The following is a 19,754-nucleotide window of genomic DNA, read 5'->3' on the forward strand; positions in this document are numbered from 1 at the left end:
CGCTCCCAGGGCCAGGAGGGGGCGTCCCGATGGCGACGACCGACCGCACCGCGCGCAGCTGGCACCGCTTCTACGCCGACGGTGTGCCGCACAGGATCAGCATCCCCAACATCCCCGTGACCGGGCTGCTGGACGAGGCCGCCCGGCGCCACGGGCGGCGGACCGCCCTGGTCTTCCTCGGCCGCCGCACCAGCTACCGGGCCCTGCGCGGCGCCGTCGACCGCTTCGCGGGCGGCCTGGCCGCGCTCGGGGTGGCCCGCGGCGAGCGGGTGGCGCTGGTCCTGCCCAACTGCCCGCAGTACGTCATCGCCTTCTACGCGGTGCTGCGCCTGGGCGCGATCGCCGTGCCCACCAACCCGCTGTACACCGAGTCCGAGCTGGCCCACCAGCTGAAGGACTCCGGCGCGGTCGTCGCCGTCACCTACGAGGGCGCGTTCGCCGCCGTGGACGCGGTCCGGACGCAGACCGGGCTGCGCGAGGTGGTCACCGCCTCCCTCGCCGACGCCCTGCCGCTGCGCTCCCGGCTGCTGCTGCGGCTGCCGCTGGCCCGGGCCCGCGCGCTGCGCGGGCGGCTCGCGCCCGGCCTGCCCGAGGGGGCCCGCTCGGTCCCCTTCACCGCGGTGGCGCGCGGCCGCCGGGTCGAGGCCGACGCCGCCGGGCCGGTCAGCCCGCGCACCGCGGTCGCCGTGCTGCAGTACACCGGCGGCACCACCGGCACCCCGAAGGGCGCCATGCTGACCCACCGCAACCTGGTCGCCAACGCCCACCAGGTCCGCGCCTGGTATCCGCAGCTGCGCCAGGGCCGGGAGACGCTGCTGGGGGCGCTGCCGCTGTTCCATGTCTACGGGATGACCATGTGCCTGACCGTGGCCTCGCTCGCGGGGGCGCGCACGGTGCTGCTGCCCGCCTTCGACATCGACCTGGTCACCCGCGAGCTGCGGCGGCACCGCCCCACCCTCTTCCCCGGCGTCCCGCCGATGTACCAGGCGCTGATGGCGCAGGGCCGGGAGCGGCTGCGCGGTCTGCGCTCGGTCCGCTACTGCATCTCCGGCGCGATGCGGCTGGAGCCGCAGACCATCGACGCGTTCCAGGAGCTGACCGGCGCCCACCTGGTCGAGGGGTACGGCCTGTCGGAGGCGTCCCCGGTGGTCCTGGCCAACCCGCTGAACGCCAACGCCCGCCCCGGCACGGTCGGCGTCCCGCTCCCCGGCACCGAGGTGCGGATCGTGCACGAGGACGACCCGGAGCGGGAGCAGCCCCCGGGCGAGGCCGGTGAGCTGGTGGTGCGCGGCCCGCAGGTCTTCGCCGGGTACTGGCACGAGCGCGAGGACAGCGCCCGGATGCTGCACGACGGCTGGCTGTTCACCGGCGACATCGCGGTGATGAGCCCGGACGGCTACGTCACGGTCATCGACCGCAAGCGCGATGTGATCATCGCCAGCGGCTTCTCGGTCTTCCCCACCGAGATCGAGGACGTGCTGCTGGCCCACCCGGCGGTCGCGGACGCGGCGGTGGTCGGCGTCCCCGACCCGTACCGGGGCGAGACCGTCAAGGCGTACGTGATCGTCCGCGAGGGGCGCGGACTGAGCGAGCGCACCCTGATCAGCTACTGCTCCGAACGGCTCGCCGCGTACAAGGTCCCCAAGATCGTGGAGTTCCGGGTGGACCCGCTGCCCCGCAACCTGCTCGGCAAGGTGCTCCGCCGGGTGCTGCGGGACGAGCACCGCGACTGACGGCCGGGCGGGCCCGGGTCAGGCGTCCCCGCCCGACCCGGCCTCGGCGGCCGCCGCCGCTGCGGCCTCGGCCTCGGCCCGGCTCGCCGCCTCGGCCGCCGCGGCCTGCTCCGCCTCGCGCAGCTTCAACGCCTCCTCCAGGGTCGGGGACTCGTCCCAGACCGCGTGGAAGGCCAGCCGCAGCGCCTCGGCCAGCGAGGGGTGCCGGATCACCAATGAGGTCGTCGCCCCGGCCCGCGCCACCGGGTCGGGCATGTCGCACAGCACGGTCGAGCCGTCCGCGATGACCAGCTTCAGCGGCAGGTTCTCGGCGATCCGGATCTCCTCGCCGACGTCCACGAAGCGCCGCACCACGTCCAGGACCTCGGAATCCTCCAGCACGTCGCTGCTGTAGAGCGAGCGGATGGTGCGTCCGGCCGCGTGCAGTCTGGCGGACGCCTCGATCCCGGCGAGGTTCTCGGCCGGCGGGTTGACCCATGGCGGCCGGGAGAAGCTGAGCAGCTCGCGCTCGGCCTCGGACTGGATCCGGGCGAAGCGCTCGCTGATGTCGGCCGCGTCGCGCAGCACCTCGACGTAGTCCAGCGGGTCGGTGTGCTGCCGACCGCTGTCCCAGGTCGGCAGCAGCTCCTGGGCCAGCTCGCCGGAGAGCCGCTCCAGCCGCCCGAGGGAGCGCCGCTGCTGCTCCATCAGCCGGTGCACGGCGGTCTCCGGCGCCACCGCCGAGTAGCCCGCGACCTTCCCGGGACGCAGCACCGCGAGCTGGCGGCGGGTCAGCCCCTCCAGCACGTCGTAGACCCGCTGCCGGGGGACCTGCGCCTCGCGGGCGACCTCCGCGGCGGTGAACACGTCGCGGCGGATGAGGGCGAGGTAGACCCGCGCCTCGTAGTTGGTGAGGCCGAGCTCTTCCAGGTCCGCTGCGCGTCTGTCGTCCGTATGCATGAAGGAACCGTAGTGGCGCAGGTCCCTGCTTTGGCAAGAGCTGTCCACAACCTGACGGAGCCGGGAGCAGGGCGGGGCAGGAGGACTTCTCCGAGGTCGCGGGCGTGAACACCACTCGGCGGGGTGGCAGGACGGGGTTATTGTCATGAACATGAAACTAAATCGTGATCAATTCTGCACGCTCCCGACACCTTCCGGGGCCAGGCGGCGCCCCACTCTGACCGCAACCCGCGCCGCCGACCCCCGAGCCACGCCGACGTTCGCTCACAGCACACCGGCCGCCCGGCGCCGCGCCGGGGATGATCAGCCGCCGCAGCTTGATCCGCCCGCGATATCCCCGTGATCTGGATGCGCAACGATGTTCGGCCTTGCCTCTGCGATCTTGAATGGTTCACGGTGCCCAAGCACGTCAAGCACGTCCCCCGCGCGGTCGTCGCCGCGCTCGCTCTCTCCTCCGCCCTGACCGGGCTGAGCGGATGCAGCTCCCTGTCCCTTGTGCCCGCGCAGAAGACCCTGCCCGCGGGCCGGTTGAAGAGTGAGCTGCTCACCGCGCCGATCGGGTCGAAGCCGTTCGGCCGGGGCACGCTGGCGCCGGGCGGCATCCTGACCCGGGACCAGTTCGTCGACGGGCTGTTCGACACGAGCCAGCGAGTCAGCGAGAAGGGCGACGTCGACCAGGACGGCTTCAAGTACGCCGTCCAGGCCAACTGGGATGCCTCGGACGGCACCCAGGCCGATGTCTTCCTGGTCCAGTTCGCCACCGCCGACGGAGCCCAGGACTACGTCAGCGGGGTGTCCGAGGGGACCTCGGAGCAGGAGAGCCCCAGCGAGCCCCTGTCGGCCATCCCGGGCATACCCGGCGGCGAGAGCTGGACCGCCGGTGCGATCGACAGCGCCGGCGACATCCGTCAGACGGCCTGGTACTCGGTCGGCAACATCGCCGTCGATCTGCACTTCTACGCGCCCGGGACGGCCGACACGGCGCAACTGACACAGCTCGCCAAGGACCAGTACGCCCGGCTGACCGGGAACGTCACCACGCCCTCGCCGCTTCCGTCGTCGTCCGCCACGGCGCGGCCCACGGCCCGGCAGGCCACCGCCACGGCCGCCGACCGCCGCCGGCTCCAGGGCGATCTGGTCTCCCGGCCCAGCGGTGCCCAGCCGTGGGCCTCCACCGGCAAAAACGGGCCCACGGGCGTGCTGACGCTGCAGCAGTTCGCCACCCGCTTCGCCGACCCCGCCCACCGGTCGCAGGTCATCGACGAGGAGACCGACCGGGGCTTCCAGTATGCGGTCCGGGAGAACTGGATCGCCTCGGACGGAGTCCAGGCGGACGTCGTCCTGCTCCAGTTCTCCTCCGCCACCGGCGCGCAGAGCTTCACGCTGGGCTACCAGGGCGGTGCGGGCGACGAGGTCGGCAGGACGGGCACGTACGCCGTCCCCGGGGCGGGCGACACCATGGCCTACGAGCACCCCGGCCTGGACAGCGACGGCAACATCTGGACCGAGGGGTACGGCGTGGTCGGCGACATCGCCGTCACCATCGACGTCTACGCCCCCGGCAAGGCCGACCGCGCAGCGGTGCAGGACGCGCTCAAGCGCCAGTACGCCGCGCTCATGGCCGACCCCACGGTCTCGTCCGCCGCAGGCGAGGCGCCCCCGTTGCCCACCCCCGGCCCCTGACGGCCGGGAGCCCGCCGGGGCGCCGGCGGGCTCAGCGGGGGCCGTCCCAGGAGGTCATCGGATCTCCGCGTTCGAGCAGCCCTCGGCGGCGGGCCGGAGCACCTCGGCTGATCAACCCGCTGGTGGCCAAGCGGATCACCGCCGCGCTCCGGGGCCGGCACCGATCCTGTTGACGGCACCGCGGGCGTATCGCCGGGCGCCCGTGGGGTGCCTCCGGCGGTGGCCGTGGGCGCTTACCTGCCGTAAGGCTAGCCCTGTGCGCGGGCTGTCAGTGGCACACGGTACGGTTCCCCATGCTCGGATCCGAGCGCTGTACGCGATGCACCCTGGAGCCTGCCCCCATGTCCGAGAACCCGGTCGACACCTCGGCCGAACCGACCCCCGAACCCAACCCCGCCGGGGACGCGGCCGCTGCCGCCGCCCCGGACGGTCCCCGTTACCTGAGCCACAAGCAGATCATGGTGGTGATGGGCGGCCTGATGGCCGGCATGCTGCTCGCCGCCCTCGACCAGAGCATCGTCGGCACCGCGCTGCCGACCATCGTCAGCCAGCTGGGCGGCATCGACAAGCTCTCCTGGGTCGTCACCGCGTACCTGCTCACCTCGACCGCCGCGACGCCGCTGTGGGGCAAGATCTCCGACCTCTACGGGCGCCGGATCATCTTCCAGACCGCGATCGTGGTCTTCCTCGTCGGCTCCGCGCTGGCCGGGCTCAGCCAGAACATGGGCGAGCTGATCGGCTTCCGCGCGCTGCAGGGCATCGGCGGCGGCGGGCTGATGTCGCTGGCGTTCGCCATCATCGGGGACGTCATCCCGCCGCGCGAGCGCGGCCGCTACATGGGCCTGATGGGCGCGGTCTTCGGGCTGGCCAGCGTCGCCGGGCCGCTGCTCGGCGGGTGGTTCACCGACAGCATCGGCTGGCGCTGGATCTTCTACATCAACCTGCCGATCGGCATAGGCGCGTTCATCGTCTGCTCCTTCGCGCTGCGGCTGCCGGTCAACCGGCGCGAGCACTCCATCGACTACCTGGGCGCGGGGGCGATCGTGGCCGCCGTCACCAGCCTGCTGCTGTACCTGAACTGGGCCGGCACCTCCTACGGCTGGGCGTCCTGGCAGGGCCTGGCGCTGCTGCTGGGCTCGCTGCTGCTGGTGGGCGCGTTCGTGGCGATCGAGCTGCGCGCGGCCGAGCCGATCCTGCCGATGCGGCTGTTCCGGAACCCGATCTTCTCGGTCGGCAACAGCTTCGGCTTCTTCGCGGGCTTTGCGATGTTCGGCGGCATCATCTACCTGCCGCTGTACCTGCAGGCCGTCAAGGGCATGTCGGCGATGGAGTCAGGGCTGGGCATGCTGCCGGCCATCGCCGGGATCATGACGACCTCGATCGTCTCCGGCCGGATCATGGCCAAGACCGGCAAGTACAAGATCTACCCGATAGCCGGGGCGCTGCTGCTGATCCTGTCGCTGGTGCTGCTGAGCGGGCTGACCAACACCACGCCCTACTGGCAGGTCGCGGTGTACGCCTTCGTCTTCGGCTCGGGCCTGGGCATGACGCTGCAGACGGTGGTGACCGCGATCCAGAACTCGGTGCACTTCAGCGACATGGGCGTGGCCACGGCCTCGGCCACGTTCTTCCGGCAGATCGGCGCGTCCATCGGCACGGCGATCTTCGGCACGGTGCTGACCACGCGGATGACGCACTACATGAAGCAGGAGTTCGCGGGCGCGCCCGGCGGCGCCAAGGGCGTGGGCACCCTGGACGTCAACAACATCCAGGCCATCCACAAGCTGCCGCAGCCGGTCAAGGAACACGTCACGGCGGCCTTCGCGCACGCCATCGGCGACCTCTTCCTGGCCGGTACGCCGTTCATCGTGGTCGCGCTGGTGCTGGCCTTCGTGCTGAAGGAGAAGAAGCTGGCCTCGATGGAGGGCGCGGAGGCGGCCGTGCCCGCCCACTGAGCCCGCGCGGTCAGCTGGACGCGCGGGCCATCCGGTCCAGGGCGTGGAGCAGGGCGGGCAGCTCCGGTCCGCGCCCGACCGGCAGGATCTCGTGCGGCTTGTCGTCCAGCAGCACCAGGGCGATGTCGTCGGTGCGGGCGGCCAGGCTCCAGCCGGGGCCGTCCGCCCGGACCAGCCGCGCGCCGTCCGTGGCGGGCCGGGAGCGGACCCGTCCGGCGGGCGGGGGCGTGCGGGTGTACTCGCGCGCCTCGGCCAGGACGGTGGCCACCCGGCTCTCGGGCGCGGGCGGGGCGCTCTCGTCGAAGGTGACGGTGTCGGTGACCTGCTTGCGCCAGGCGGCCCACTGGGCGGCGATCTCGTCCGCGCCCAGCCGGCGCTGCGCCGGCCCCCACGCGTCCGGCGCCGGCGGGCACAGCAGCGGGCGGTCGCCGTCGGAGTCGGCGGGGTCGTGCGGCTCGGGCAGTCCGGGGGTGCTCACCGACAGGGCCAGAGGCCAGCCGGGGACGGAGTCCACCACGGTCCGGTCGGGCGGGGTGAGGTCGTAGGGCATGCCGCAGTCCCAGGCCGCGATGGCGCAGCCGACCAGCGCGGCGTCGTCGGAGACGACCGTCCAGCGGGCGCCGTCGGCGTCCTGGCCGAACAGCAGGCCGTAGCCGTCGGCCCAGGGCTCCAGGCCGAGCGCCTCGCAGGCGTCGGGGTAGTCGTCCCCGAGGACGCTGGGAAACTGCCCGGGGGTCAGCAGCAGCGCGCTGAGCACGTAGAACGCGCCGTCGTCGTCGGCCATGGCGCCCCGCCCCTTCGTGAGTCGGTCCTCCGTGGGCGAGTGGGCCCGTCGAGGTCGACACATCGTAGTGACGGCGCGGCTGGATGTACCAGTGGTGGACGAACCAAAGACCGGCCCGCGCGCCGCCGCCCCCGGAGCGGTGCGGTGTGCGCGCTCCGGGGCGGCGGTCGGGACCGGCCGGGCCTCAGCCCGCGGTGATCGCCCGCAGGCTCTCCTTGAGCGAGCCCATGGTCGCCAGCACCGCCGTCGGCTCGTAGCCGCAGTGCGCCATGCAGTTGTCGCAGCGCGGGTCCTTGCCGCGGCCGTAGGTGTCCCAGTCGGTGGTCTCCAGCAGCTCCTTGTAGGTCTCGGTGTAGCCGTCGCCCATCAGGTAGCAGGGCCTCTGCCAGCCCTTGAGCGAGTACGACGGGATCGCCCACGGGGTGCACTCGAAGTCGGTCTTCCCTTCGAGGAAGTCCAGGTAGAGCGCCGAGTGGTTGAGCCGCCAGTGCTTGCGGCGGCCGTCCGCGAAGGCCTTCTTGAACAGCTGCCTGGTCTGCTCCACGCCGAGGAAGCGGTCCTGGTCGGGGGCCTTCTCGTAGGCGTAGCCGGGGGAGATCTGCATCCGGTCGACCTTGAGGTCGTCGTTGAGGTACTGGAGCACCTCGATGACGTCCTGCGGGCTGTCGTTGTTGAAGAACGTCGAGTTGGTGAAGACGGCGAAGCCCGCGGCCTTGGCCTGCCGGATCGCCTCGACCGCCTGGTCGAAGACGCCGTCCTTGCTGACCGACTCGTCGTGCCGCTCGCGCAGCCCGTCGATGTGGACCATCCAGGCGAAGTTCCGGTGCGGCTTGAACTTGTGCAGGTGCTTGGGCAGCAGTACGGCATTGGTGCAGAGCACCACGAACTTGCCCTTGGCCAGCAGCGCTCGGGTCATCTCGTCGATCTGCGGGTGCATCAGCGGTTCGCCGCCGGCCAGGGAGACCATCGGCGCCCCGGCCTCCTCGACGGCGTCGACCACCTGCTGCACCGGCATGCGCCGCTTGAGCATGCTGGCCGGCTCCTGGATCTTGCCGCATCCGGCGCAGGCGAGATTGCAGGCGAAGAGGGGTTCGACCTCGACGATCAGCGGGAATTTGTCCCGACGCAGAACCTTCTGCTTGAGGAGGTATGTGCCCATCTTGACGGTCAGATTAAGTGGGAGTCCCATGATCCATGTCTCCGTTCCCCCGGGCCCCGGGAGTCGGTGCCCTCCACTAACATACAGACTGTATGGAACAGGATGAAGGTATGTCGGTACCCCGGATACGGCGGAGTCGTCGCGCGGACCATGTCGCGGACACCCGGCGCGCGCTGGTGTGCGCCGCGCGCGAGCTGTTCGCCGAGCGCGGCTACGCCGCCACCGGCACGGAGGACATCGTGGCGTCCGCGCACGTCACCAGGGGTGCGCTCTACCACCACTTCAAGGACAAGGCCGACCTGTTCCGGGCGGTGATGGCCGAGTGCGCCGCCGAGATGGCGGAGCGCCTGGTCGCCCAGGAGACGGCCCGGGCGGAGCAGGAGCAGGGCGACGCCTGGCAGCTGCTGCGCAGCGGCTTCCAGTCGTTCCTGGACGCCTGCAACGACCGGGACTTCCAGCGGATCGTACTCGTGGAGGGCCCGGCCGTGCTGGGCCACAGCGCCTGGGACGCGCTGGTCGAGGAGCACGGCTACGTGCTGCTGGCCGAGGCGCTGACCGAGGCCATCGCCGAGGGGAACGTCGAGCCGATGCCGGTCGCGCCGCTGACCAGGATGCTGGCGGCGCTGATCTCCGAGGCCAGCCTGTACATCGCCCGCGCCGAGGACCACGACCTGGCGCGCGAGGAGGCCGGGCAGGTGCTGGAGCGGATGCTCGCCGGACTCGGCCGCGCCCCGGGCGTGTCGCTGGGCCGGATGGAGTCCATCGGCTGACCGCCGGATCGGGGCGGCCCCGACTCTTCCCGTGTCGGGGCGCGTGCCCTACTCTCCTGATTGTGCCACTGATTACTGGCACAATCAGCGATGTCGACCCGGCAGGAGGCACCCGATGGCGCGCAGCGAAACGCCCGGCCCCGCGACGGCCCCCACCCCGGGCGACGCGCCCGGCGGCGAGCCGGTCCGGCACGTCCGGGTGGCGGTGATCGGCTCCGGCTTCGGCGGGCTGGGCGCGGCCGTGCGGCTGCGCCAGGAGGGCGTCACCGACTTCGTCGTCCTGGAGCGGGCCGCCTCCGTCGGCGGCACCTGGCGGGACAACAGCTATCCCGGCTGCGCCTGCGACGTGCCCTCGCACCTGTACTCCTTCTCCTTCGCGCCCAACCCCGACTGGCCGCGGACCTTCTCCGGCCAGCCGGAGATCCGGGCCTACCTGGAGCGCATCGCCGACCGCTTCGACCTGCGCGGCCACCTGCGCCTGGAGCACGAGGTGCTGGCCGCCCGCTGGGACGCCGCCGCCGCGCGCTGGCAGCTGGAGACCAGCCGCGGCCGCTACAGCGCCGACGTGCTGGTCGCCGCCTGCGGGCCGCTGTCCGACCCGGCCGTGCCCGACCTGCCCGGCCTGGCGGAGTTCCCCGGCGAGGTGTTCCACTCCGCCCGCTGGGACCACGGCTACGACCTGGCCGGGAAGCGGGTCGCGGTGGTCGGCACCGGCGCGTCCGCCATCCAGATCGTCCCGATGATCCAGCCGCAGGTCGGCCGGCTGGTGCTGTTCCAGCGCACCCCGCCGTGGGTGATGCCGCGCATGGACCGCGACATCACCTCCGCCGAGCGCTGGGTCTACCGCCGGGTCCCCGCCGCCCAGCGCGCCCTGCGCACCGCCCTGTGGACCCTGCGCGAGTACCAGGTGGGGGCGTTCGTGAAGCGCCCGGGCCTGCTCCGGGCCGCCCAGGCGCTGGCCAAGCGCAACATCGACCAGCACGTCAAGGACCCGGCGCTGCGGGCCAGGCTCACCCCGGACTACCGCTTCGGCTGCAAGCGCGTGCTGCTGTCCAACACCTACTACCCGGCGCTGGCGCAGCCCAATGTGGACGTCGTGGCCTCCGGCCTGCGCGAGGTGCGCGGCAGCACGGTGGTGGCCGCCGACGGCACCGAGCACGAGGTGGACGCCATCGTCTTCAGCACCGGCTTCCACGTCACCGACATGCCGATCGGCTCGCGGATCACCGGCGCCTCCGGCCGCACCCTGGCCGAGGAGTGGAAGGACGGCATGGCCGCGCTGCGCGGCACCACCGTCAGCGGCTTCCCCAATCTGCTGATGGTCATCGGCCCCAACACCGGCCTGGGCAACAGCTCGATGGTGCTGATGATCGAGTCGCAGCTGAACTACCTCGCGGACTACCTGCGCTCGCTGGACGCCCACGGGCTGCGCGCCCTGGACGCCACCCCCGGCGCCCAGCGCCGCTGGAACGACGAGGTGCAGCGGCGGATGACCCGCACCGTCTGGACCACCGGCGGCTGCCAGAGCTGGTACCTGGACGCCAACGGGCGCAACACCTCGCTCTGGCCGAGCACCACCGCACACTTCCGCCGCGAGACCCGCAGGATCGACCTGTCCGAGTACGACCGCATCCGCGACGCCGCCCCGGCCGGGAACCCGCCCGCCGCGAGCGCCGTCGACGCCGAGCCCGCCCGCGCCTGAGAGGACCCACCCCCCCATGAGCACAGACTCGCTTTCCGGCCAGGTCGCCGTGGTCACCGGCGCCGCCCGCGGCGTCGGCGCGGAGCTGGCCCGCACCCTGGCCGCCCGCGGCGCCCGGGTCGCCCTTGTCGGCCTGGAGCCCGAGGAGCTGAAGGCCACCGCCGCCGCCTGCGGCCCGGACGCCGACTGGTGGCAGGCGGACGTCACCGACGCCGAGGCCATGTCCGCCGCCGCCGCCGAGATCACCCAGCGCTACGGCCGGGTGGACGTGGTGGTCGCCAACGCCGGCATCGCCGCCGGCGGTCTGTTCCAGGACTCCGACATGGACACCTGGCGGCGCGTGGTCGAGGTCAACCTGCTCGGCAGCGCCACCACCGCCCGGGCGTTCCTGCCCGCGCTGGTCGCCTCGCGCGGCTACCTGCTGCAGATCGCCTCGCTGGCGGCGATGACCCCGGCGCCGCTGATGACCGCCTACTGCGCCAGCAAGTCCGGCGTGGAGGCGTTCGCGCACGCGCTGCGTGCCGAGGTCGCCAACCAGGGCGTCCGGGTCGGCGTCGGCTACCTCAGCTGGACCGACACCGACATGGTGCGCGGCGCCGACGAGGACGAGGTGATGCGGGACATGCGGGCGAGCCTGCCGTGGCCGACCAACCGGACCTACCCGCTGGAGCCCGCGGTGCAGCGGATCGCGGACGGCATCGCCCGCCGCTCGGTCCATGTCTACGCCCAGGGCTGGCTGCGCGGCTACCAGTTGATGCGCGGTCAGATCCCGCTGTTCCTGGGCCGGTTCGCGCCGATCAAGCTGCGCGGGCTGGAGCCCAGGCTGCGCGAGAGCGCCGCCGCCCGGCGCGGGCTCGTCGGCCGCGGCGGTGCGGCGGACGAGGCCGCGCGGGCGCAGCGCCGGGTGTCGGGCTGAACTACCTCATGTAGAGGCTCAGTTGAGGGTGTCCGGGTGCGGTCCGGTGCGCAGCCCGCGCTCCAGGCCGGCGACGGCCGCCAGGTCCTCGGCGGTCAGCTCGAAGCCGAAGAGGTCGGCGTTCTCGCTGATCCGCGCCGGGGTCACCGACTTGGGAATCACCACATTGCCCAGCTGCAGGTGCCAGCGCAGGATCACCTGCGCCGGGGTCCGGCCCAGCCGCGCGGCGATGGCGGTGATCACCGGGTCGTCCAGCAGCGTGCCGCGGGCCAGCGGGCTCCACGCCTCGGTGGCGATGCCGTGCTCGGCGTGGAACGCCCGCAGCTCGTCCTGCTGCAGCCACGGGTGCAGCTCGATCTGGTTGACGGCCGGGACCACGCCGGTCTCGTCCAGCAGCCGACGCAGGTGCGCGGGCTGGAAGTTGGACACGCCGACGGCCCGGGTGCGGCCGTCGGCCAGCAGCTTCTCGAAGGCGCGCCAGGTGTCGACGTAGAGGTCCCGGGCGGGCAGCGGCCAGTGGATGAGGTACAGGTCGACGTAGTCCAGGCCGAGCTGCTCCAGGCTGTCGTCGAACGCGGCGAGGGCGCTGTCGTAGCCCCGGTGGGCACTGTTGCCCAGCTTGGTGGTCACGAACAGCTCGTCGCGGGCGATCCCGGACTCGGCGATGGCCCGGCCCACGCCCTTCTCGTTGGCGTACAGCGCGGCCGTGTCGATGGAGCGGTATCCGGCGCGCAGAGCGGTGCCGACGGCCTCGGCGGTCTCGCCGTCCGGCACCTTGAACACGCCGAAGCCGAGCTGGGGGATCCGTACGCCGTTGTTGAGGGTGACGTCGGGGATGGTCATCTGGGCGTCTCTTCTCTTCGTTCGCAGCTGGCGTCCGCACCGGTGTCGCGGTGCGGCGGGCACCGTGCCAAGCTAGTTGCACACGCTGTTTATTGCAACTGCAAGCTTGTGTTCGGCGGCGGTACCGGCGGCGGCCGCGGCCCGGTCGGCGTGCGGGCTCAGCCCAGGATCTCGGCCGCCCTGGTCAGCGGCCCGCCCTGGTCGCCGGTGTTGAGCACACCGGCCGGTTCCAGCAGCAGGATCGCGGTCTCCTCCTCTGCCACCGGGCAGTGCTCGACGCCCCGGGGCACCACGTACAGCTCGCCCGGCCCCAGCACGACATCGCCGTCCCGCAGCCGGATGGTCAGCCGCCCGCTGATGACCAGGAAGAACTCGTCGGTCTCGGCATGGGTGTGCCAGATGAACTCGCCCTTCAGCTTGGCGAGCTTGACCTCGTAGTCGTTGAGATCGGCCACCTTCTTCTGCGCCCAGAGGTCGCTGAACCGGGCGAGCTTCTCGGCGATGTTGACGGGTGCGCTGGGTTCGGTCATGCCACCAGCATGCCTGCGGCCGTGGCCGTGGGTCCGGCACTTTCCTTCACTGGTGGGGGAGTCGGGCGAAGTTGCCGGTCACTGGTCGGCGAGCGCGCCGGACAGGCCCTCCAGGGCCTCGGCCAGCAGCCCGGCATCGCGGTGGAGCAGCGCGCCGGGCGAGGCCGAGGCCGGATCGGAGTCCTCGGCGGGCAGCTCCCGCGCCCACTCCTCGTACTGCGCGCGCACCGGCCCGAGGTCGACCGGGCCGCCCGCCCGGATCTGCCGCGCGGCCCGCGCGGTCTGCTCGCGCAGGCCCGCCGCGAAGCGCGCCGCGCCGGGGACCGGCTGTGCGTCCGCCGCCGGGAGGTGCGCCTCCATCAGCATGACGGCGCGCCCCAGCGCGGCCATGGCCGCCCGGGCGTCCGCCAGTTGGGCGGTGCCCAGGCCGCGGTGGCGCACCGGCTCGACGGCCGCCTGGTCGCTGGCCGTGCCCAGCTCGCTCCGGGTCTGCCGATAGCCGAGCAGCGCCTCGCGCACCACCGCCGGGCCCTTGGCCGAGGGCTCCGCGTAGGCGTCGACGGCCGCCGCCGCATAGGCGCCCCCGGCCTCGACGTAGGCGGCCAGCCGGTCCGGCAGCCGAACCGTCTGCCAGGTCGGGAAGACGGCGTACGCGGCCAGCGCGATCAGCCCGCCGAGCAGCGTCAACAGCACCCGGTCGGCGACGGTCGAGGTGATCCCCGTGCCGTCCATGGCCAGCAGGAAGACCACGTACCCGGTGATGCAGGTGCTCATCGCCGCGTAGCCGGAGCGCATCAGCAGGTAGGCCCCGCCGATGGAGAGCACCGCCAGCGCCGCGCAGATCCACACGCTCGGGTGGGTGGCCAGGATGATCGCGGTGGTGACGGCGACCCCCAGCACCGTGCCCGCGACCCGGGCCACGCCCCGGGTGTAGGTCTGCGAGAAGTCCGGCCGTATCACCATCACCGCCGTCATCGGGGCCCAGTAGCCGTGCGAGACCGGCAGCGACCGGCCCAGGATCTCCCCCAGCGCGGCCACCACCGCCAGCCGCACGGCGTGCCGCAGCACCGGCGAGGACCAGTCCCAGTGCCGCCGCAGGGCGTGCAGCAGCGCCGGCAGCAGCTGCCGCAGCGACGGCCGGGGGAGGTGGCCGGGCGCGGCGGCCCCGCCCCCGACCGGGTCGCCCCGGTCCACCGCGTCGACCGCGTCGGCGGCCTCGGCGAGCAGCCCGATCAGCTTCAGCGCCGCCTGCCGCCCGGCCCCCTCCAGCACCGGCCCGGACTTGGGCACGGTCAGCGCCCGGTAGGTCCGCTCGGGGACGGCGGCCGGGCGGCCGGTGCGGATCGAGCGGGCGACGGCGTCCAGCATCTCGGCCGCCGCGCCCATCAGCTCCCGGGCCCGGTCGCGCTGCGGGCCCTCCTCGTCCGCGCCGACCCGGGGGTCGGCCATGGCGGCCAGCACCGGCCGGATCCGCTCGGCGTAGCTGCGCATCCCGGCCAGCTCCGCCGGGCGGCGGCGGGCCTGGGCGGGGCTCAGCGCGGCCGCCCGGCGGGCGTTCATCAGCGGATCGGGGTCGAAGGCCGCGAAGGGGTCGTGCCGCAGCCGCCGCGCGTAGTCCGCCAGCGAGGCGTAGGCGTCGGCCAGGGCGTCCCGCCGGGCGGCCCAGCGGCGTCCCGGCCATACCGCCGCCAGCGTCGCCTGGACCAGCCCGCCGGCGGCGACGTAGCCGGCGTGCTCGGCCGCCTGGGCGACGTTCTCCGGCAGCGTCACGATGATCAGCATCACCGACACCGTGGTGGACGCCACCACGCCCGCCGTCTGCCCCAGCACCCAGGCCAGCCCGGCGGCGAACGCCCACAGCGCCAGCACCAGCACGAACAGCGGCGGCCAGGGGGAGGCCAGGTAGCCGACGAAGGAGCTGGCGGCCAGCCCGGCGGCGGCGTACAGCGCCAGGATCGGGCGCGGACGGAAGCTGCGCTGGTAGGTGGCGGTCCCGGCGATGAACGCGCCCAGCGCGGCCGAGGTCGCCAGCGACGGCCGCCCCAGCCAGAGCGCCCCGAACAGCACGATGCCGACGCCCAGCATCCCGCGCAGCACCTGCAGCGGCTCGTTGACGGTGCGCTCCAGGTGCAGGCCGGAGCGGAGGCTGGACTTCAGGGCCGGGGACCAGGGCATGTCCAGAGCCTAGAGGGCGGCCCGGCCGACCCCGCGCCGATGCCGCCCCCGGCTCGCCCGGTGTCCGCGCCCCCGCCCCGGCGGCGTCAGCGCGGGCGCTCGTTCCAGGCGGCCACGGCGGCCTGCCCGTGCTCGGCGCCCAGGCGGCTCATGGTGCCGGTGGCCAGCAGGAACAGCGCCCCGGCGGACGGCGGCAGGCCGAGGTAGCGCGCGGTGAGGACGCGCAGGATGTGCGCGTGCGCCACCAGTACGACGTCGCGCTCCGACTCGCGCAGCGCGGCGTGCACGGTGGCCAGCACCCGGTCGGCCCGGGCCCCGATCTGCTCGGGGGTCTCGCCGGGGTGCCCCTCCGGGCCGGGGGTGACGCCGTCGGTCCACAGGTTCCAGTCCGGACGGGTGCGGTGGATGTCGACGGTGGTGACGCCCTCGTAGCCGCCGTAGTCCCACTCGTGCAGGTCCGGCTCGATCCGCACCGGGTCCAGTCCGGCCAGCTTGGCCGTGCTGCGGGCGCGCTCCAGCGGGCTGCACAGGGTCAGCCCGATGTCGTGCCGCGCCAGCATCGGGGCCAGCGCCCGGGCCTGCTCCTCGCCCTGGGGCAGCAACGGGAGATCGGTGTAGCTGGTGTGCCGTCCGTCGCGGCTCCACTCGGTCGCGCCGTGCCGGATCAGGATCACGTCACCCATCGGTACTCCTCAGTGGCCTGGGGCTGTGCTTGCGCCGTGCCTCTGCCCGGTGCGTCCGCCCTGTGCTTCTGCTCCGTGTCGGTGCAGCTGACACAGGGCAATCCTCACACGAGCGGCCTGCGCCAACGACCGGCGCACCGGAGGCGCCGCCCGCACACCGGCGTGATCGACCACACCTGGACAAGCGACCGGCCGCTGCGGTAACCCGACCGCCGCGGGTGCTCCGGGGCACGATAGAGCACTGGAGTTGATCGCGCAGGCGACCACGGCAGCTGACCGCCCGGGCCCGGCGCTCGGCGCCGCCGGACCGCCGCCCGGGGCGATACTGACGCATGATCAGATCCCCGGTCCGCCACGCACCCCGCCCGTCGTGCACCGCCGCCGCGCACCCCCGCCTGCCGAACACCCCGCGCCGACCCCAGGACGTCCCGTGACCGCTGCCCCGCCCCTGCCGTACCACCGCGCCGACGGGCCGGCCGACGCCGCGCCGCTGCTGCTCGGCCCCGCGATCGGCACCTCCACCGCGCTGTGGCGGGCCCAGGTGCAGGGCCTGTCCCGGACGCACCGGGTGATCCGCTGGGACCTGCCCGGCCACGGCGGCACGCCCACCGAGGTGCTGCCCGACCCGGCCCCCGGCCGGACCACCGTCGCCGACCTCGGACGCCTGGTGCTGGCCCTCGCCGACCACCTCGGCCTGTGCCGCTTCGGCTACGCCGGGGTGTCGCTCGGCGGCGCGGTCGGCGCCTGGTTGGCCGTGCACCACCCCGAGCGGGTCACCTCGCTCGCCCTGGTCTGCACCTCGGCCCGCTTCGGCGAGCCCGGCGGCTGGCGCGACCGCGCCGCCCTCGTCCGCGACCAGGGCACCGCCCCGCTGGCCGAGTCCGCCGCCGGGCGCTGGTTCACCCCGGCCTTCGCCGGATCGGCCGCCGCCGCCCGGCTGGTCGGCGACCTGCGGGCGGCCGAGGCCGCCGGGTACGCCGCCTGCTGCGACGCCCTCGCCCGCTACGACCTGCGCGCCGACCTGCACCGGATCGCCGCGCCCACCCTGGTCGTCGCCGGACGCCAGGACCGGGCCACGCCGGTCGCGCACGCCCGGGAGCTGGCCGACGCCATCCCCGGGGCGAGCCTGCTGGAGATCGCCGCCGCCGCGCACCTCGCCCCCGCCGAGCGCCCCCGGGCCGTCCTCGCCGCGCTGCGCGGCCACCTCGGCGCGCCCGGCGGGGGCGACGACCAGGCCCAGGACCGCTGGGAGCAGGGCATGGCCGCGCGCCGGGCCGTCCTCGGCGACGCCCATGTGGACCGGGCCGTGGCCCGCACCACCGGCTTCACCGCCGACTTCCAGGACTTCGTCACCCGCTACGCCTGGGGCGAGATCTGGACCCGCCCCGGCCTGGACCGGCGCGCCCGGGGCTGCGCCGCGCTGGGCGCGCTGGTCGCCCTCGGCCACCACGACGAGCTGGCCGTGCACCTCCGGGCCGCCCTCGGCAACGGCCTCAGCCGGGAGGAGATCGGCGAGGTGCTGCTGCAGAGCGCCGTCTACTGCGGCATCCCGGCCGCGAACGCCGCCTTCGGCGTCGCCCAGCGGGTGCTCGACCGCATCGACGCCGACAACGCCGATGCGGACGCCGACGCCGTCGGCTGACGCCCGGCGCCCCGGCCGCCGCCCGGCCGCGCGGAGCGGCAGAGCGGCGACCGGGGCGTCCGGAGGCGGTCAGGAGCGGCCGGGTGCGGGACGGTCAGGCGCTCCGCGCGCACCGGTACAGCCGCTGCCCGGCGACGCCGCCGCCGTACGCGCCGACCGGCACCTCCTGGCAGCTGTGCGAGACCCAGGCGGCGGCCCGGGCGGCGACGGTGTCCGCCGGGACCGGTCCGCCCATCAGTGGGGCCCCTCCGAGCAGCACGTAGTGCAGCCGGCCGGCCGCGATGGACCGCTCGAAGGCGCTCAGCGTGGGGGAGGGGACCTGGTCGGTGAAGCCGCCCATCGGCAGCACCCGGGCGCCGGTCGCCAGGATGTACGGCGAGGCCACCGACCAGTTGGTGGTGGCGAACAGGTACTGCGCGCCGCCCCGGTGCGAGCGGACGTAGTCCATCAGCGCCCGCTGGCCGCCGCTGAGCCGCTGCGCCCCCGGGCCCCAGATCCGCGCGGCCGTCGCCGCCGCCTCGGCCTGCGACCGGGCGGCCGCCGACCCACCCGCCTTCGGCAGGTGCCGGTGCATCACCGAGACCGGGCCGACCGCGCCCATGCCGGAGTGGCCGTACTTCGGGTTGAAGACGGAGGCGCTCCACGCGGCCGGTGCCAGCAGCACCGCCGCCAGCCCGGCGGCCAGGCCGAAGGCGGCCAGGCCGCGCACCCGGGTGCGGATCGCCCGCCCGGGGGAGGCCGGCCAGTTCCGCCCCGCGCGCCGGGCCCGCCGCAGCGGCACGGCCAGCAGCAGCACCGAGGCCAGGCCCAGGACCAGCACGGCCGGGGCCAGCCAGGGCAGGAACCCCGGGTAGTCCCGGGCCACCAGCGCGCCCCAGACCGAGGAGGCGGCGACGCCTGCGGGCAGCGCCCACCCGGCCCGCTCGCCGGACCGGTAGGCCCGCCACAGCAGCACCAGCCCGGCCCCGGCCAGCGCCGCCAGCGGCGCGGCGACCACGCCCATGTAGTACGTGTGGCCGCCGACGCTGCCCGCGCTGAAGACCAGCAGGTAGGTCGCCAGCCAGCCGCCCCAGAGCAGGAACCCGGCCCGGGTGACGTCGGTGCGGGGCGTCCGCCGCCGCTGGTAGAGGCCGAAGCCGAAGGCCAGCACGCCCAGCGGGTACAGCCAGCCCGTCTGCGTGGCCAGCGGACCGGCCAGCATCTTGCCCCAGCCGCCCTCCGCCTGCGGCCCGAAGCCCTGGCCCGCCGCAGGGCCCGCCGCAGAACCGGGCGCGGCAGAGGCCGCGGCACCGGCTGCGGAACCCGCCTTGGCGCCCGCCGCGGGCGCCCCGCCCGGGCCGCCGCCGTTGCGCACCGCGGAGACGCTGCCGGTGGATTCGGCGCTCAGGCCCACCGAGGAGAAGCGGTTGAGGAAGTTGTAGCCCACGACCATGCTCACCGCGGAGTTGTCGGTCGTCCCGTCCACGTAGGGGCGGTCGTGCGCCGGGGTCAGCGAGACCAGCAGCACCCAGGAGGCCGAGACGGCCAGCGCGACCGCCCCGGCGAGCAGCAGCTGGGCCAGTCGGCGGCGCAGCGCGGGCGGCGCCGAGAGCAGGTAGACGCAGGCCAGCACCGGCAGCACGGCGAAGGCCTCCAGCATCTTGGCCTGGAAGGCCAGGCCCACCCACAGCCCGGACAGCAGCAGTGTCCGAGTGCGTCCGTCGCGGGCCGCGCGCTGGGCGGCCTCGGCCGCCAGCAGCAGGAGCAGGGTGAAGGCGGGGTCCTCCACCGAGGTGCGGAACAGCCCGGCGACGACCGGGGTGAGCGTGAACGCCGCGGCGGCCAGCAGGCCCGCGTTGGTGCCCGCCCAGGTGCGCACCGCGCGGTACAGCACCAGGACGCTGAGCACCCCCTCGACCGCCTGCGGCAGCGCCAGCGCCCACGGGTGGAAGCCCAGCAGCCGCGCGGACAGCGCCTGCGGCCACAGGAAGCCGGGGAGCTTGTCCAGGGTGATGGTGTTGCCCGGGTCGAAGGAGCCGTACAGGAACGCCTTCCAGCTCATGGTCATGGAGCGGACCGCGTCCGCGTAGAACGGGTGGTACGAGGCGCGGCCGATGTCCCAGGTGAACAGCAGCGCGGCGACGGCGGCGATCAGTATCAGCGCCGGACGCGCGTGGCGGGGGCCGGGCTGCTGACGGGGGGTGCGGATCTGGTCCGGGCGGACCGCTGTCGTTGCCATGGGCTCCAGCCTGCTGCCCATT

15 protein-coding genes are annotated in these 19,754 nt (G+C 74.1%); 7 read left to right on the forward strand and 8 right to left on the reverse strand.

Annotated features, from left to right (window positions below):
- Positions 1-29: 29 nt before the first annotated feature.
- Entirely contained in the window at positions 30-1,733 is a 1,704-nt protein-coding gene (locus tag GXW83_RS12800) for an AMP-binding protein (protein ID WP_182443194.1), read from the forward strand.
- Between the two features lie 18 nt (positions 1,734-1,751).
- Here GXW83_RS12800 and GXW83_RS12805 read toward each other — a convergent pair whose 3' ends face one another.
- On the reverse strand, positions 1,752-2,672 hold the full coding sequence (locus tag GXW83_RS12805) for a TrmB family transcriptional regulator (protein WP_182443195.1): 921 nt from the start codon (positions 2,670-2,672) through the stop codon (positions 1,752-1,754).
- 396 nt (positions 2,673-3,068) lie between these two features.
- Here GXW83_RS12805 and GXW83_RS12810 point away from each other — a divergent pair, with 396 nt between their 5' ends.
- Together GXW83_RS12810 and GXW83_RS12815 are read left to right on the forward strand one after the other, a co-directional pair.
- Entirely contained in the window at positions 3,069-4,355 is a 1,287-nt protein-coding gene (locus GXW83_RS12810) for a hypothetical protein (protein ID WP_182443196.1), read from the forward strand.
- 341 nt (positions 4,356-4,696) lie between these two features.
- The gene (locus GXW83_RS12815) at positions 4,697-6,310 is read left to right on the forward strand and encodes an MDR family MFS transporter (RefSeq protein ID WP_182443197.1); all 1,614 of its coding nucleotides are present in this window, start codon (positions 4,697-4,699) and stop codon (positions 6,308-6,310) included.
- A gap of 10 nt (positions 6,311-6,320) precedes the next feature.
- Here the strand turns inward: GXW83_RS12815 and GXW83_RS12820 are convergent, their stop codons facing one another.
- On the reverse strand, positions 6,321-7,094 hold the full coding sequence (locus GXW83_RS12820; RefSeq protein ID WP_182443198.1) for a hypothetical protein: 774 nt from the start codon (positions 7,092-7,094) through the stop codon (positions 6,321-6,323).
- A 184-nt stretch (positions 7,095-7,278) separates the two neighbouring features.
- Positions 7,279-8,283, reverse strand: coding sequence for an adenosyl-hopene transferase HpnH (gene hpnH, locus GXW83_RS12825; RefSeq protein WP_182443199.1), 1,005 nt, complete (start codon positions 8,281-8,283; stop codon positions 7,279-7,281).
- 80 nt (positions 8,284-8,363) lie between these two features.
- On the opposite strand from hpnH, the gene GXW83_RS12830 reads away from it, so the two are divergent.
- The 3 genes from GXW83_RS12830 to GXW83_RS12840 all read left to right on the forward strand — a co-directional run bounded on the left by GXW83_RS12830 (position 8,364) and on the right by GXW83_RS12840 (position 11,641).
- Entirely contained in the window at positions 8,364-9,023 is a 660-nt protein-coding gene (locus tag GXW83_RS12830) for a TetR/AcrR family transcriptional regulator (RefSeq protein ID WP_182443200.1), read from the forward strand.
- A 115-nt stretch (positions 9,024-9,138) separates the two neighbouring features.
- Positions 9,139-10,725 carry an NAD(P)/FAD-dependent oxidoreductase gene (locus tag GXW83_RS12835; protein ID WP_182443201.1) on the forward strand — a complete coding sequence of 529 codons (1,587 nt, stop codon included), beginning with the start codon at positions 9,139-9,141 and terminating at the stop codon, positions 10,723-10,725.
- A 16-nt stretch (positions 10,726-10,741) separates the two neighbouring features.
- Positions 10,742-11,641, forward strand: coding sequence for an SDR family oxidoreductase (locus GXW83_RS12840; RefSeq protein WP_182443202.1), 900 nt, complete (start codon positions 10,742-10,744; stop codon positions 11,639-11,641).
- An 18-nt stretch (positions 11,642-11,659) separates the two neighbouring features.
- Here the strand turns inward: GXW83_RS12840 and GXW83_RS12845 are convergent, their stop codons facing one another.
- From GXW83_RS12845 to GXW83_RS12860, 4 genes are all read right to left on the reverse strand, one after another.
- Positions 11,660-12,484, reverse strand: coding sequence for an aldo/keto reductase (locus GXW83_RS12845; protein ID WP_182443203.1), 825 nt, complete (start codon positions 12,482-12,484; stop codon positions 11,660-11,662).
- A 158-nt stretch (positions 12,485-12,642) separates the two neighbouring features.
- Positions 12,643-13,014, reverse strand: coding sequence for a cupin domain-containing protein (locus tag GXW83_RS12850; RefSeq protein WP_182443204.1), 372 nt, complete (start codon positions 13,012-13,014; stop codon positions 12,643-12,645).
- A gap of 78 nt (positions 13,015-13,092) precedes the next feature.
- Complete coding sequence (locus GXW83_RS12855; RefSeq protein WP_182443205.1) at positions 13,093-15,189, reverse strand: FUSC family protein; 2,097 nt, start codon at positions 15,187-15,189, stop codon at positions 13,093-13,095.
- An 86-nt stretch (positions 15,190-15,275) separates the two neighbouring features.
- On the reverse strand, positions 15,276-15,872 hold the full coding sequence (locus tag GXW83_RS12860; RefSeq protein WP_182443206.1) for a histidine phosphatase family protein: 597 nt from the start codon (positions 15,870-15,872) through the stop codon (positions 15,276-15,278).
- Between the two features lie 430 nt (positions 15,873-16,302).
- Between GXW83_RS12860 and pcaC the strand changes: the two genes are divergently transcribed.
- Positions 16,303-17,514: a 4-carboxymuconolactone decarboxylase gene (gene pcaC, locus GXW83_RS12865; protein ID WP_182443207.1), complete on the forward strand. Its 1,212-nt coding sequence runs from the start codon at positions 16,303-16,305 to the stop codon at positions 17,512-17,514.
- 94 nt (positions 17,515-17,608) lie between these two features.
- Here the strand turns inward: pcaC and GXW83_RS12870 are convergent, their stop codons facing one another.
- Positions 17,609-19,732, reverse strand: coding sequence for a glycosyltransferase family 39 protein (locus tag GXW83_RS12870; RefSeq protein ID WP_182443208.1), 2,124 nt, complete (start codon positions 19,730-19,732; stop codon positions 17,609-17,611).
- Between the last annotated feature and the right edge of the window lie 22 nt (positions 19,733-19,754).

Origin of the sequence: Streptacidiphilus sp. PB12-B1b, assembly GCF_014084125.1 — a bacterium.
In the GTDB taxonomy this organism is placed as follows: domain Bacteria; phylum Actinomycetota; class Actinomycetes; order Streptomycetales; family Streptomycetaceae; genus Streptacidiphilus.

Coding starts and splice junctions, on each gene's coding strand:
- GXW83_RS12800 (WP_182443194.1), top strand. CDS start 30: ATGGCGACGACCGACCGCACCGCGCGCAGCTGGCACCGCTTCTACGCC.
- GXW83_RS12805 (WP_182443195.1), bottom strand. CDS start 2,672: ATGCATACGGACGACAGACGCGCAGCGGACCTGGAAGAGCTCGGCCTC.
- GXW83_RS12815 (WP_182443197.1), top strand. CDS start 4,697: ATGTCCGAGAACCCGGTCGACACCTCGGCCGAACCGACCCCCGAACCC.
- GXW83_RS12820 (WP_182443198.1), bottom strand. CDS start 7,094: ATGGCCGACGACGACGGCGCGTTCTACGTGCTCAGCGCGCTGCTGCTG.
- hpnH (WP_182443199.1), bottom strand. CDS start 8,283: ATGGGACTCCCACTTAATCTGACCGTCAAGATGGGCACATACCTCCTC.
- GXW83_RS12830 (WP_182443200.1), top strand. CDS start 8,364: ATGTCGGTACCCCGGATACGGCGGAGTCGTCGCGCGGACCATGTCGCG.
- GXW83_RS12835 (WP_182443201.1), top strand. CDS start 9,139: ATGGCGCGCAGCGAAACGCCCGGCCCCGCGACGGCCCCCACCCCGGGC.
- GXW83_RS12840 (WP_182443202.1), top strand. CDS start 10,742: ATGAGCACAGACTCGCTTTCCGGCCAGGTCGCCGTGGTCACCGGCGCC.
- GXW83_RS12845 (WP_182443203.1), bottom strand. CDS start 12,484: ATGACCATCCCCGACGTCACCCTCAACAACGGCGTACGGATCCCCCAG.
- GXW83_RS12850 (WP_182443204.1), bottom strand. CDS start 13,014: ATGACCGAACCCAGCGCACCCGTCAACATCGCCGAGAAGCTCGCCCGG.
- GXW83_RS12855 (WP_182443205.1), bottom strand. CDS start 15,189: ATGCCCTGGTCCCCGGCCCTGAAGTCCAGCCTCCGCTCCGGCCTGCAC.
- GXW83_RS12860 (WP_182443206.1), bottom strand. CDS start 15,872: ATGGGTGACGTGATCCTGATCCGGCACGGCGCGACCGAGTGGAGCCGC.
- GXW83_RS12870 (WP_182443208.1), bottom strand. CDS start 19,732: ATGGCAACGACAGCGGTCCGCCCGGACCAGATCCGCACCCCCCGTCAG.